This is a genomic window from Paradevosia shaoguanensis, assembly GCF_016801025.1.
In the GTDB taxonomy this organism is placed as follows: Bacteria; Pseudomonadota; Alphaproteobacteria; order Rhizobiales; family Devosiaceae; genus Paradevosia; species Paradevosia shaoguanensis.
Map to the genome: position 1 here is coordinate 3,960,942 of NZ_CP068983.1, position 14,144 is coordinate 3,975,085.

At 63.4% G+C, this 14,144-nt stretch carries 11 protein-coding genes; 9 read left to right on the plus strand and 2 right to left on the minus strand.

Annotated elements, in window-relative coordinates; translation table 11 throughout:
- The first annotated feature begins 114 nt into the window (after positions 1-114).
- The 4 genes from JNE37_RS19285 to hflX all read left to right on the plus strand — a co-directional run bounded on the left by JNE37_RS19285 (position 115) and on the right by hflX (position 5,669).
- A complete protein-coding gene (locus JNE37_RS19285) occupies positions 115-2,448 on the plus strand; it encodes a sensor histidine kinase NtrY-like (RefSeq protein ID WP_182397342.1) in 2,334 nt (777 codons plus the stop codon).
- Entirely contained in the window at positions 2,448-3,830 is a 1,383-nt protein-coding gene (gene ntrX, locus JNE37_RS19290; RefSeq protein ID WP_035038805.1) for a nitrogen assimilation response regulator NtrX, read from the plus strand. The genes JNE37_RS19285 and ntrX overlap by 1 nt, the downstream gene beginning before the upstream one ends.
- Positions 3,831-4,036: 206 nt before the next feature.
- A complete protein-coding gene (hfq, locus tag JNE37_RS19295) occupies positions 4,037-4,291 on the plus strand; it encodes an RNA chaperone Hfq (RefSeq protein WP_035038803.1) in 255 nt (84 codons plus the stop codon).
- Positions 4,215-5,669, plus strand: a complete 1,455-nt coding sequence (gene hflX / locus JNE37_RS19300) for a GTPase HflX (protein ID WP_081899757.1) — start codon at positions 4,215-4,217, stop codon at positions 5,667-5,669. Before hfq ends, hflX begins: the two co-directional genes overlap by 77 nt.
- Here the strand turns inward: hflX and mazG are convergent, their stop codons facing one another.
- Together mazG and JNE37_RS19310 are read right to left on the minus strand one after the other, a co-directional pair.
- The gene (gene mazG, locus JNE37_RS19305; protein ID WP_203064402.1) at positions 5,670-6,479 is read right to left on the minus strand and encodes a nucleoside triphosphate pyrophosphohydrolase; all 810 of its coding nucleotides are present in this window, start codon (positions 6,477-6,479) and stop codon (positions 5,670-5,672) included.
- A gap of 65 nt (positions 6,480-6,544) precedes the next feature.
- Complete coding sequence (locus JNE37_RS19310; RefSeq protein ID WP_203066432.1) at positions 6,545-8,161, minus strand: MFS transporter; 1,617 nt, start codon at positions 8,159-8,161, stop codon at positions 6,545-6,547.
- Between the two features lie 278 nt (positions 8,162-8,439).
- Between JNE37_RS19310 and JNE37_RS19315 the strand changes: the two genes are divergently transcribed.
- Genes JNE37_RS19315 through metG form a run of 5 tightly spaced genes read left to right on the plus strand, consistent with a single transcriptional unit; the run spans position 8,440 to position 14,144 of the window.
- Positions 8,440-9,642 carry a septal ring lytic transglycosylase RlpA family protein gene (locus JNE37_RS19315; protein ID WP_246513370.1) on the plus strand — a complete coding sequence of 401 codons (1,203 nt, stop codon included), beginning with the start codon at positions 8,440-8,442 and terminating at the stop codon, positions 9,640-9,642.
- Between the two features lie 56 nt (positions 9,643-9,698).
- Positions 9,699-10,859, plus strand: coding sequence for a D-alanyl-D-alanine carboxypeptidase family protein (locus JNE37_RS19320; RefSeq protein WP_203064404.1), 1,161 nt, complete (start codon positions 9,699-9,701; stop codon positions 10,857-10,859).
- An 11-nt stretch (positions 10,860-10,870) separates the two neighbouring features.
- Complete coding sequence (gene tmk, locus JNE37_RS19325) at positions 10,871-11,557, plus strand: dTMP kinase (protein WP_035038797.1); 687 nt, start codon at positions 10,871-10,873, stop codon at positions 11,555-11,557.
- On the plus strand, positions 11,554-12,597 hold the full coding sequence (locus JNE37_RS19330) for an AAA family ATPase (protein ID WP_203064410.1): 1,044 nt from the start codon (positions 11,554-11,556) through the stop codon (positions 12,595-12,597). Before tmk ends, JNE37_RS19330 begins: the two co-directional genes overlap by 4 nt.
- Positions 12,594-14,144, plus strand: a complete 1,551-nt coding sequence (metG, locus tag JNE37_RS19335) for a methionine--tRNA ligase (RefSeq protein ID WP_203064411.1) — start codon at positions 12,594-12,596, stop codon at positions 14,142-14,144. Before JNE37_RS19330 ends, metG begins: the two co-directional genes overlap by 4 nt.

Consider the following 14,144-nt stretch of genomic DNA (forward strand, 5'->3'; position numbering starts at 1 on the left):
CTCCATTGCCTGCGTTGCACTATTGCAACAATTGAGTTGCAGCTTTGCCACAATTGGGTCAGCCTTAGACGATAACAGGCCGCCGGAATTGGGGGACGCCTAGAGGCGTAGGATATGGACGACACTCAAGGCACCGGTCCGAGCCAGCCGACGAATCCGCCCCCGCTGACGAGTGCAGCGCGAAAGGCGCTTTTCTCCGGCGACGGCAGCAAGCAGGCTATCCGGTTCGTCGGCCTTATCGTGGTGACGGCGTCCGTCGTCATGACCTTGCTTTCGTTCATGAGCCTTTCCGGCGTCACCGGCATCGAGCCGTCGCCCGAGATGTGGGCGGTCATCTGGATCATCAACGGGCTCCTGGTGCTCGTCGTCGTGGCCCTGGTCATGACCGAGGCGGTATTGTTGCTGCAGGCGCGATCGCGTGCAGAAGCGGGCGCCAAGCTGCAGATCCGCATGGTGACGATGTTCGCGCTGCTGACCGCCATTCCGGCGTTCATCGTCGCCATCGTGGCCACGGTCGCCCTCAACCAGGGTCTCGACCAGTGGTTCTCGGAGCGGAACCGAGCGATGGTGGAGAGCTCGCGCCTCGTGGCGCGCTCATATCTTCTCGAACACGCCCAGGTGCTACGTGACGATATCATCTGGGTGGCCAGCGAACTGGAGCAGGCGAGGGGAACGTTCGAGACCGACAAGGAGCGCTTCGGGCATATCCTGACGGCCCTGGCGGTTACGCGCTCGCTTCCCTATACGCAGCTGATTTCGGCCAGCGGCGATACGCTGATGAAGGCGCAGATTACCGCGCAGGGTACGCCACCGAAGTTGCCCGAGGGGATAACCCAGGGGGTGACCGAGGGCGCGCCGACGCCGATTGCGCCGGGCAAGACCAACCTCGTCGGCTCGATCGTCAAGCTGCGCGGCTATGACAACATCTATCTCTTCGTAGCACGGCCGGTGGACCCGGAAGTGCTCGAATATATGAAGCTGACGGACGCGAACGTCACCGAGTACCGGCAATACGCGTCCAACCGGCTGGTGTTCCAGATCACGTTCACGATCATGTATGCGGGCCTGGCCGTGGTGCTGCTGCTGGCGGCGCTCTGGATCGGTATCGCGCTAGCCAACCGCTTCGTCGATCCGATCAGGAACCTGATGATCGCGGCCAATCGCGTCAGCAAGGGCGATCTCGACGTGCAGGTGCCGGTCGAGGATCGCGGCGACCTTGGCGATTTGTCCAATGGCTTCAATACGATGACGCGCCAGCTCAAATCGCAGCGTGAAGCGCTCGTCACGGCCAACGAGACCAATGAGAAGCGGCGGCAGTTTACCGAGGCGGTGGTGGAGGGCGTGTCGGCCGGCATTCTCGGACTCGACCCGGTCGGGAACATCACGCTGGTCAACAGTCGTGCCGGCGAAATGTTCGGCAAGACCGAAATCGAACTCATGGGCGAAAGTGCCAACAAGGCAATTCCGGCGCTGGCGCCAATCCTTGAGCGTGCGCATTCGGTCAGGCGCGGGCAGGTGCGCGACCAGATACAGATCGGCAACGAGCAGGATCGGCGGACTTACCAGGTGCAGCTCACCCGCGAAGGCACGATGACCGAGAGCAAGGGCTACGTGATTACGCTGGACGACATCACGGACCTCGAATCCGCGCAGCGGACCAGTGCCTGGGCGGATGTGGCGCGCCGCATTGCCCACGAGATCAAGAACCCGCTGACCCCGATCCAGCTTTCGGCGGAGCGCCTGCGCCGGCGGTATGCGTCCAAGCTTGCCGATGATTTCGAGATTTTCGACAAGGGCATCAACACGATCATCCGCCATGTGGGCGATATCGGGCGGATGGTCGAAGAGTTTTCGGCCTTCGCACGGATGCCGACGGCAAAGCCGGAGCCAGGCGATCTTTCCGATACGATCCGGCAGTCGGTTTTCCTCGAAAGTGTCCGGCTGCCCGAGATCGAAATCATCACGCACTTGCCAGAAGAGGCGATTACCGCCTATTTCGACGGACGCCTGATCGCCCAGGTGATGACCAACCTGCTCAAGAACGCAGTGGAGGCCATCGAGGGCGTCGGGCTCGACGTGGTGCAAAATCCACAGATTGTTGTCGTGGGTGAGATCGCCGGCAAGATGGCCAGAATCTCGGTCTCCGACAACGGCAAAGGTTGGCCGAAGGACAACCGGCAGCGCTTGCTCGAACCCTACATGACGACGCGGGACAAAGGCACCGGCCTCGGCCTCGCAATTGTCGCAAAGATCATCGAACAGCACGGCGGCGACGTCGAACTGATCGACGCCGAACCTGATTCCAATGGCAGGGTGGGAGCTTGTTTCAGCTTCACACTGCCGTTGCAGGCCCCGCCTAACACCGACGACGCCGACCAGACGCCGACACCGGACTTTAAGGCCACCAGAGAAGAGGAGCCGCGGATTGCCGCGGTTGCAAACAAGTAATGGCGCTTGATATTCTGATTATTGACGATGAAGACGATATTCGCGATCTCATCGCCGGCATCCTGGAGGATGAAGGTTATGAAACCCGGCAGGCGCACGACGCCGATTCCGGGCTGAACGAAATTGCGCGGCGACGGCCAAGCCTGGTGTTCCTGGACATCTGGATGCAGGGCTCGCGCCTCGACGGGTTGCAACTCCTCGATGTGCTGCAATCCCAGCATCCCGACATGCCCGTCGTCATGATTTCGGGCCATGGCAACGTCGAGACCGCGGTTTCGGCGATCAAGCGTGGCGCTTACGATTACATCGAGAAACCGTTCAAGATCGACCGGCTGCTGCTGATTACGCAGCGGGCCGTCGAGGCGACGCGCCTGCGCAACGAAGTGGCCGAGCTCAAGGAGCGCGGGGCAGGGACCAATACCGACATGGTCGGTCACTCGCCCGCGCTGCAGCAGGTGAAGGGCATAATCGACAAATCCGCGCCGACGAACTCGCGCATCTTTGTCGCGGGGCCATCGGGTGCCGGCAAGGGGCTGGTGGCGCGGCTCATTCACCAGCGCAGCCCGCGCGCGCAGGCGCCGTTCATCGAGATCAACGCCTCGCTCTACGCGCCCGACGAAGTGCCGGTGGTGCTGTTCGGCCGCGAGACGCGCGAGAAGACGGGTATCCTGCGGACCGAGGTGGGGGCGCTCGAGCGCGCGCATGGCGGGACGCTCTACCTGTCGGAAGTGACGGCCCTGCCGCCGTCGGCGCAGGCGGCACTGCTGCGGACGCTGGTGGAGAACAAGTTCAACCGCGTCGGCGGACAGGTCGCCGTACCGATCGATGTTCGAATCATCTCCTCGAGCTCGCTGAACATCCCGACGCTGGTCGAGGCAGGGCAGTTCCGTTCGGATCTCTACCATCGGCTTTCGATCGTTCCGGTGCAGCTTACGCCGCTCAAGGAGCGTCGCGAGGATGTGCCGCCACTGGTCAATGTCTTCATCGAGCAGATCTGCCGCATGCATAACCTGCAGCGCATGAGCATCGGCGACGATGCGATGGCGGTGCTGCAGGCGCAGGACTGGCCGGGCAATGCACGCCAGCTCCGCAATTCGATCGAGCGGTTGCTGATCCTGATGAAGGGGCAGGCGCCCGAGGATGGCATGATCACGGCCGCGATGCTGCCGTCCGATATCGGCGAGGTGCTGCCGACCGTCGGAGACACCGACGCTTCGGCACACCTGATGAGCCTGCCGTTGCGCGATGCCCGCGAAGTGTTCGAGCGGCAATACCTGCTGGCGCAGATCGAGCGGTTCGGCGGCAACATCTCCAAGACGGCGGAATTCGTCGGGATGGAACGAAGCGCTTTGCATCGCAAGATCAAGTCGCTAGGACTATAGCGCCCATTTGAAAATCCTGGGTGGTCATTGCCGCTGCGGCAGCTATGATGCCCCGTAGGCACCGATTTTCAGATGTGCCATAGTGCCAGACTACATGGTTAATTGAAGAGTTTCGGGGAGGGGCAGGTCTGCGGCGACCACAGTCCCTGCCAAAAAAGGGTGGTGATGAGCCGCCCGCCAAACAGAAGCCGCGAGAAGAGGCCTAAATGCCCGCCGAAAAAGCACAAAACCTTCAGGATTCCTTCCTCAACCACGTGCGTAAGCAGAAAGTCCCGGTCACGATTTTCCTCGTGAACGGCGTCAAACTGCAGGGCATAATCACCTGGTTCGACAATTTCTGCCTGCTGCTGCGGCGCGATGCCCAGTCGCAGCTTGTCTACAAGCATGCGATCTCCACCATCATGCCGGGCGCGCCGATCCAGCTCTTCGACCCCGAGCATACCGGAGGCGACAACGCCTGATCCCCATAACCCGTCGGACGATTTCGACGACGAGGAGGACCGCAAGGGCGGTCCTCGGGCTTTTATCGACCAACGCACGGCACCCACGCGTGCGGGACTGATCGTCCCGGACGTTCGTGGTGCCTCGGTCTACCACAGCATCGAGGCGCGCAAGGCCGAGTTCGAGGGGCTGGCCGGTGCGATCCGGCTCGACATCGTGTTCTCGGAAGTCGTTCGCGTGCGCGAAGTGCGGCCGGCCACCTTTATCGGTGGCGGCCAGGTGGAGGCGTTTGCCCGTCGCGTGGCCGAGGAGGGCATCGAGCTCATTCTCGTGGATGCGGCGCTGACGCCGATCCAGCAGCGTAACCTGGAGCGCGAAACGGGAGCCAAAGTGCTCGACCGCACGGCGCTTATTCTCGAGATTTTCGGCGAGCGTGCGGCGACCCGCGAGGGCGTGCTGCAGGTAGAGCTCGCGCATCTCAACTACCAGAAGAGCCGACTGGTTCGCTCCTGGACGCACCTCGAGCGGCAGCGCGGCGGTTTCGGTTTCCTGGGCGGCCCGGGCGAGACGCAGATCGAAAGCGATCGGCGGCTTCTGCAGGAACGCATCGCGATTCTGGAGGAGCGCATCGAGAAGGTGCGGCGGACGCGGCAGTTGCAGCGCCGCAATCGCGATGAGGTGCCTTATCCGATCGTCGCGCTGGTGGGGTACACCAATGCGGGCAAGTCGAGCCTTTTCAATGCACTGACCGGCGCCGGCGTTTTTGCCGAGAACCTGCTTTTTGCGACGCTCGACACTACCGTGCGCAAGCTCGAACTGCCGCATGGTCGGCAGGTGATCGTCAGCGACACGGTGGGCTTCGTGGCGGACCTGCCGCATGATCTTGTGGCCGCCTTCCGCGCGACGCTCGAGGAAGTGACGCAGGCGGACGTGATCCTGCATGTGCGCGATATCGCCAACCCGGATCATCAGGCACAGGCGCGGGACGTGCTAGCGGTGCTGGCGGAACTGGGTGTGTCGGCCGAGACCGTGCCGATGATCGAGGTGTGGAACAAGGTCGACCTGCTGCCGCGCGACGAGAATGGCGACATTCCGGCGCTCGCCAATACCGCGCCGGTGGGCCGGGTCGTGGCGAGCATCCCGGTTTCGGCCAAGACGGGCGAGGGGCTGGATGAGCTCAAGGCGGCCATCGAGGCTGCGTTGTCAGCAGGCAGCCGTACCTATCGCGTCCATGTGCCTCATGCGGCCGGCGGCGACGTCGGCTGGCTCTACGGGCATGCCGAGATCATCGAGCGGCTGGAGCCGACCGAAAAGGGTTCAGACTTCGTGGTTCGAGTCGAGCCGCGGCATTTGCGGGAATTCCAGGAACGCTTCAACGGCCGGATCGAGGGCGAGTAGCTACTCGCCCTTGTCCGCGCGGCGAATTTCGTTCCAGTAGCCGTCAAGGCGCTCAAGCCCTGCTTCCTCGATCGGAATACCATCTTCACGCGCCCTGGCTTCGACGTGCGAGAAGCGACGGGTGAACTTGAGGTTGGCATCGCGCAAGGCGGCTTCGCCTTCGATGCCGAGGTGTCGTGCCAGGTTGGCGACGGCGAAGAGCAGGTCGCCAAGTTCTTCACGGATAGCATCGCGGTCGCCGGATTGGGCGGCCTCGGCTACCTCATCGAGTTCTTCGCGAGCCTTGGCGATGACCGAGGCGGTGTCCGGCCAGTCGAAACCGACCGAGGCGGCGCGCTTGGCGAGCTTTTCGGCACGAGCCAGTGACGGGAGGGTGTGGGCTACGTCGTCGAGCAGCGAGGCTTCGCGATTGCGCTTGGCGGCCTTGCTGGCGCGTTCCTCGGCCTTGATCGCATCCCACTGGATCTTGACGCCTTTGGCGCCATTGGCGGCTTCCTCGCCGAAGACGTGGGGATGGCGGCGGATGAGCTTTTGCGTGATCGACTCGATCACGTCTCCCATGTCGAAATAGCCGCGTTCGGCGGCCATTTGAGCGTGGAAGACGGGTTGCAGGAGCAGGTCGCCGAGTTCTTCGCGCAGGTCGTCGTAGTCCTCGCGCTCGATGGCGTCGGCGACTTCGTAGGCTTCCTCGATCGTGTAGTGGCGGATGGAGGCGAAGTCCTGCTCGATGTCCCAGGGACAGCCGGTCTTGGGGGCGCGGAGGGCGGCCATGATTTCGAGGAGCCGGGAGAGGTCGCGGGAGGGCTGCATTGGTTTAGTCGCCGAATTTGTGGATTCGGGAGGACCCTAGCGCACTTGGCCGGTGGCGGTAACCCTCAGGGCGGCGCGATGGTGGGCTTGGGTTTGGCGACGGTGGCCAGCCAATCAGTCGGGCGCTCGACGAAGCGGCGTACGGCGGGCGGCTCCTCGCCGGCGTGGAGGGCACGCAGGCGGTCGGCAACATCGGCGTCAGCCTTGGTCAGGCGCAGGTTATGGCGTACATAGTCGGTCCAGGTCGGGCTTTGATAAGTCTCGGTCCAGCGTTCGGGTTCGGCCAGGTCGCGGAGGAGTGCCCAGTGGCGGGCACCATCTCGGCGGCGGATGCGGCGGCGCTCGGTCATGGCGGCGAGGAAGGCCGGGATGTCCTTGGTCTTGATGACGTAGGTGATCTCCACGACGATCGGTCCACTGCGCGGTTCGAGGTCGAGTTCGAGGTGCGGCGTTTTCCAGCGGTTGAGCGGATCGAGGTCGAGCGTTACGCGCGGGGGCAAAGGCAGCCGGAAGCCGATGGCGGCGCCGAGAAGCATGGTGACCGCAGCGGCGGTCAGGGCGACCGGCGGACCGTAATTTTCGGCGGCGACACCCCAGGCCCAGCTTCCGAGCGCCATGCCGCCGAAGGTGGCGGTCTGGTAGAAGGAGAGGGCGCGGCCGACGACCCAGCGCGGCGAGGCCAACTGCACCGAAACGTTGAAAAGCGAGAGCGCCAGCACCCAGCAGGCGCCGCCAAGCAATAGCGCGGCACCCGTAAGCCACGGGGACATGCCGAGGGCCGTCACGAAGGCACAGATGGCAAAGCCGGTGAAGGCGACGCGTACCAGGACTTCGCCACCCAGGCGGCTCTGCAGCGGAGCGGCGAGCAGCGCGCCACCCACAGCGCCGAGACCGAAGGCGCCGAGCAGCAGGCCGTAGATCAGCGGGCCGCCCTCAGGCAGTGCCGCGGCGACAACCGGGAGGAGGGCGAGGATGACGATGGCAGAAAAGCCGAAGAAGAAGCTGCGCAGCAGCACCTTGCCGATGCCGGGGGACATGGCGACGTAGCGAAAGCCCGAGCCGATGGCGCCGCCCATGGATTCGCGCGGCAGCGGGTTCTCCACCATGTTCGGCTTCCAGAGGAAGAGCACGATCAGCACCGGAATGTAGCTGAATGTGTTGACCGCGAAGGCCGCCGCGGCGCCGGCCGCTGCGACGATGGCGCCGCCGACGGCGGGGCCAACGCTACGGGAGAGGTTGAAGCCGATCGAGTTGAGGGCGACCGCGCCCGGGAGGTCGGATCGTGGGACGAGATCGCCGACCGAGGCCTGCCAGGACGGATTGTTGATCGCCGCGCCGCAGCCGATGAGGAAGGTGAAGGTCAGCAGCAGCCAGGGCGTCACGAGGCCGAGATAGGTGCAGAGCATCAGCGCTGCCGAAGTGAGCAGCATAAAGGCCTGCGCCATCAGCATGACCTTGCGCCGGTGGAAATTGTCCGCGATGGCGCCGCCGACGAGCGAGAACAGCATGATCGGCAGCGAGGTGGAGGCCTGGACCAGGGCGACCATATCCACGGAATTGGAAATCGAGGTCATCAGCCAGGCGGCGCCGACGCCCTGGATGAGCGAACCGAACCCGGCGACGAGGTTGGCCATCCACATATAGCGGAAGGTTTGATGTTGCAGGGGCTGCAGCGGTGACATTCGCTCGGCCACGATGACCTTCCAAGGAGTCGGTGAAGGATTCTGTCAGCGTAGCTGTGTCGGTGCTGAAAGCAACCTGCGGCGAGCATTACGCGTGACGATTTGTTGGCACGAATTGCCCCAAAGATTGCAGCACTTTGAAAGGCTTGGCCTTCGGTTGGCTCAAATTGAAACAAAAGCCATCAATTTAACCACCTCTCAACCATGGCGGCAGTGGAGGCAGTGGATCGCGCGCGCAATGGGCTAAACTGAGGGCTCCTTTAGCTAAGGTGCGTGTTTTGAGTTCCAAGCGTAATAGCTGGCAGTCCATGGTCCGGCTTGCCACCCTGTTGACGATCGTATCGCCCGTCGTGGTTGCCTGCAGTTCTGGCGGCTTCCATGGCAGCACCGGCGTGAAGCGCTCGGCCTTTACCTCCAAGGAATTCGGAGTCAGCAGCTCGCCGCGCGTCAGCCGCTCTGCCAATCCTCCGCGCGGGGGCGGGCGCTACCTGGTTGGCAAGCCCTATACCGTGCGCGGGCAGGTCTACACGCCCAAGGAAGATCCCAGCTATGTCGCGCAGGGCAAGGCGTCCTGGTATGGCGCCGATTTCCATGGCCGCCTGACTGCCAACGGCGAAATCTTCAGTGCGAATGCCATTTCCGGCGCGCATCCGACGCTGCCGCTGCCGTCCTATGTTCGCGTCACCAATCTCGACAATGGTCGCTCGCTCGTCGTGCGCGTCAACGATCGCGGGCCGTACCTGCCCGGACGCCTGATGGACGTTTCGGCACGGGCGGCTGACCTGCTCGGCTTCATGAACCGCGGCAGCGCCAATATCCAGGTCAACTATGTCGGTCCGGCGCCGCTCCAGGGCGACGACACCCGCGTGCTGCTGGCCAGCCTCAATTCGTCGACCGTGCAGGAGCAGGGCAATACGCGCCTCGCCATGGTCGAACCGCAGCAGACCCGGCCTGCGGTTCAGCAGGTTGCCCAGGCAGCTCCGGCGCCGCAGCCGCCGGCGGCGATGCAGGGCGACGCCGTGCAGGTGGTGACGAGCTTTGGTGGGCACACCGAAGTCGAGTCCTACCAGCGCAGCAAGGGCACGTATTCGGCCAAGGACCTGGCGGCAGACTTCATGGGGCTCTTCTCCTACGCCGATACCGGCATGACGGCGCAGAGCGAGAACGATGCGATCCTCAATGCGCATGATGCCGTGAACGCGATGGCGACGCGCAGCCCGGCACTCCGCGACTGGGCCGCGACCGTCGATCAGGATTCGCGCGCCATCAAGCTGCAGATCGGCATATTCGCCGACCAGACCAAGGCGATCGAGATTGAAGAGCGGTTCGCCTATCTGGGCGCGGTGGAGGAGCAGGCGGTGTCGGCGCAGGGGCGCGACGCGACGCGCCTGATGCTCACGCAGCTCAAGCCTGGCGTCGCTCGCGATGATGTGCTCAATCTGGCCCGGGAACTTGGCCTGAAGGACATCATTCTGTATTAGACTTCATGGTCTAAGATGATCTTTTGATCCCCGCGTCCGGCGGCGCGGTTGCAGGGATGTTCGATTTGTTGGGTCTAAGGCAATTCGTTCTGGCGGCAGCTGCAGTTCTGGCAATGCTGGCGCCCTCGTTCGGGCAGGACTTCGATACCAAAGCGAAGTTCGCCGTTCTCATGGATTACGACAGCGGCATGCTGCTGTTCCACAAGGATGCCGACGAGCGTCTCGAGCCAGCCAGCATGGCCAAGCTCATGACCGTTGCCGTGGTCTTCAACGAGCTCCGCAACGGGCGCGTGAAGATGACGGATGCGTTCTTCATCTCCGAACATGCGTGGCGTGACGGCGGGGCGAAATCGGGCGGCTCGACCATGTTTGCCGAGCTCAACTCGAAAGTGCCAGTCGAGGACCTGCTGACCTCGGTCATCGTGCAATCGGGCAATGACGCGGCCATAGCGCTGGCGGAAGGCATTGCCGGGTCGGAATCGACCTTCGCCAACATGATGAACCGGCTGGGCGAAGAAATCGGGCTCACCGGATCGCATTTCACCAATGCGACAGGGCTACCTGATCCGGACCAGTACTCCACGGCGCGCGACCTGGCCAATATCGCCCGGTACATCATCGGAAATTTCCCGGAATACTACCACATCTTCTCCATCCCCGAATTCACCTGGAACAAGATCCGGCAATCGAACCGCAACTCGCTGGTCGAGATGGGAATCGGCGTGGATGGTCTCAAGACCGGGCACACCGAGGCGGCCGGTTATGGCAGCGTGGTGTCGACGCCCGAGGGCGGTCGGCGGTTGATCGCAGTCGTGCACGGGCTCAAGTCCATGAACGAGCGTGCAGAGGAGGCGCGCAAGCTGCTGCTCTGGGGCACGCGCAGCTTTGACCGCATTCCGGTCTATCCGAAGGGAAAGACGGTAGGCTTCGCCAATGTCTATGGCGGAGAGGAGCCGCAGGTGCCGCTGATCGGGCAGGGCGATATCGACCTCTTCATTCCCAAGGGCGCGAGGGATTGCCCGCAGGCCACCATCACCTACAAGGGGCCGCTGCGGCCGCCGGTCGAGGAAGGCTCGCAGGTTGCTCAACTCAATATCATCTGTGGTGGGGTTGTCGTGCAGACGGCGCCGCTCTATGCCGGTGCGACCGTCAATGAGGGCGGGATCGTTCGCAAGGCCACCGACGCGCTCAAGCAGCTTGCGCTGGGGTGGCTCTGACAGGGAAATTCATGGCCGACGCACCGCAGTCCGTCAAAGCCCGGTTCATCACCTTCGAAGGCGGGGAAGGGGTGGGAAAATCCACCCAGGCCAAGCGCCTGCAGGGGAACCTGCACAAGCACGGCATCGAGGCGGTGCGGACGCGCGAGCCGGGCGGTACGCCCAAGGCCGAGGCCATTCGCTCGTTCATCCTGCAGGGACGTTCCGAGAGCTGGGGTGCAGGTGCAGAGGCCGTGTTGTTTGCGGCGGCGCGGCTCGACCACGTCAACCAACTGATCGCTCCGAATCTGGACGCAGGCAAATGGGTGATCTCCGATCGATTCCACGATTCGACGCGGGCCTATCAGGGGCTGACGGGCGGCGTTGACGAGAAGCTGATATCGGCACTCGAAGACCTGGCGCTGAACGGGCACAAGCCGGACCTGACGCTGCTGCTGGACATGGATCCCGAAGTGGCGTTTGCGCGGGTGCGCGAGCGACAGCTTGAGGACGCGCTGGTGGCGACCGGCGATCGCTTCGAGAAGGAAGACCTCGAATGGCACCGGCGGCTGCGTGAGGGGTTCCTGCGCATTGCCGAGAACAATCGCGATCGCTGCGTGGTCGTGCTGGCGGATCGCACCGAGGACAAGCTGGAAGAGACGATCTGGCAGGCGGTCCTCGAGCACTTCCCCGAGATCGAAGCGGCAAAAACCGCGTGACCGACGATATTCCCATTCGCGAGCCCGACCAGATCGATGGTGTCCTGCTGCCTGAGCAGCAGCATGAGGTTTATGGGCACGAGGCGGCGCGCGCGACCATCATGTCGCGTCTGCAAGGCGGGACTCTGCCCAATGCCGTGCTGATGCATGGCCCGCAGGGGATCGGCAAGGCGACGCTGGCCTTCAAGCTTGCGCGCGATATTTTCGTGGCCACGGGAGATGAGGACGCGCATCGCGTCGATGAGCAGGTGATGGCCGGCTCGCATCCCAACCTCTTCGTATTGAGGCGCCAGCCCAAGGACGGCAGGGGATTCTATACGGTCATCCGGGTGGACGATATCCGTCAGCTCGTGGAAGACCTGCGCAAGACGCGGGGCAGGGCGGGCCATCGCGTCGCCATCATCGATTCGATCGATGACTGCAATGCCAGCTCGGCCAATGCGCTGCTCAAGATTCTGGAGGAACCGCCGGCGGAGACGATTTTCCTCCTGGTTTCGCATCGACCTGGTTCGCTGTTGCCGACGATCAAGTCGCGGTGCCATTCGCTGGCCATGCGGCCGTTGGCGGATGCGGATGTCCGTGCGGTGCTGGAGCGGAGTCCCGGTGCCGAGCATTCGCAGCTCGAGGCGGCTGTCGGCCTGGCGCATGGTCGACCTCGCAAGGGCTTCGAGGCCATGCTCGTGTCAGGCGATGGGACGCTGGCGGCGTTGCGCGGCTGGCTCGCCGGGCCTGAGCGGTTTCCGTCGGGTGCGCATCTGGCACTGGCCGATGCGATCGCGGCAGGCTCGGATACAGCAGAGGCGGCGTTTGCGCGCGAACTCATTGTCGAATGGCTTGCCAATGAGGCAAAATCGGCGGCACTACAGGGGCCTGCGGGGCGTATCCGTCTTGCCTCTGCAACCGAGCTATGGGACAAGGCGCAGGCCCTGTTCGACGAGACAGACACCCTCAATCTCGACATGCGGCAGACGCTTACCGTCATCTTCGATGCGATCAAGCGCCACCTTTCTGAGACATTGCCCCTATCCGAGCCATCATGACCCGCAACGCCTATTACGTCACGACCGCAATCTCCTATCCCAATGGCGAGCCCCATATCGGCCACGCCTATGAGATGATCGCGACCGACGCCATGGCGCGCTGGAAGCGGCTCGAAGGGCGTGACGTCTATTTCCTGACGGGCACCGATGAGCACGGTATCAAGATGGTGCAGACGGCCGAGAAGCAGGGCATTCCGGTGCGCGATCTCGCCGACCGCAATTCCGCACGTTTCCGCGAACTTGCCGGCGCGCTCAACCTTTCGAACGACGATTTCATCCGCACGACCGAGGCGCGCCATTATGCGGCAAGCCAGGCGATCTGGAACGCAATGGTCGCGGCAGGCGACATTTACGAGGGCAAGTACGAGGGCTGGTACTCAGTCCGCGACGAGGCCTATTTCGACGAGTCCGAACTCACCGCCGGCGAGGGCGGCAAGAAGTTTGCGCCATCGGGTGCGCCGGTGGAGTGGGTGGAAGAGCCCAGCTATTTCTTCCGCCTATCGGCCTTCGCGGAACGGCTGCTCAAGCACTACGACGACAATCCGGATTTCATCGGCCCCAATGAGCGTCGCAACGAGATCGTCGCTTTCGTCAAGCGCGGGCTCGATGACGTCTCGATTTCGCGCACGACTTTCGACTGGGGCATTCCGGTACCCAACGTGCCGGGACACGTGATGTATGTGTGGGTCGACGCGCTGACCAATTACATGACCGGCGTGGGCTATCCCGACACCAATAGCGAGCTGTTCCAGCGGTATTGGCCGGCGGACCTCCACGTTATCGGCAAGGATATCACGCGCTTCCATACCATCTACTGGCCGGCTTTCCTGATGAGCGCCGGGCTGCCGCTGCCGCGCAAGGTTTTCGCGCACGGCTTCATCACCGTGGACGGCCGGAAGATGAGCAAGTCGCTCGGCAACGTCATCGAGCCGTTCGCGCTGGTCGAGGAATTCGGCGCCGACCCGGTGCGCTATTTCTTCCTGCGCGAAGTCAGCTTCGGCAATGACGGTGACTATAGCCGCGACAAGTTCGTCAACCGCTCCAACGCGGACCTGGCCAACGACCTGGGCAACCTGGCGCAGCGCTCGCTCTCGATGATCAACAAGAACTGCGAGGCGAAGGTGCCGGAAGTCGGCGCCTATACTGAGGCCGATCGCGCGGTGCTCGATCTGGCGGCCGATGCGACCGCCCGGGCCGTGAAGGCCATGAACGAGCAGTTCGTGCATGAGGCGGTCGCGGCGATCTGGGAAGCGGTGAGCGAAGCTAACCGTTATTTCGCGGGCCAGGAGCCGTGGGCGCTCAAGAAGACCGACCTGGTCCGGATGGGCACGGTGCTCTACGTGACGGCCGAGGTGATCCGGCGGGTGACGATCCCGGCGCTTGCCTTCATTCCGGAATCGGCTGGGAAAATCCTCGATAGCCTCAACGTGCCGGCGGACAACCGTCTGCTCGCTCATGCCAATGACGGCTCCGCGCTGGTGCCGGGTACCGACCTGCCAGCGCCACAGCCGGTGTTCCAGCGCTTCGAGCGGACCAAGGCCGAGTAA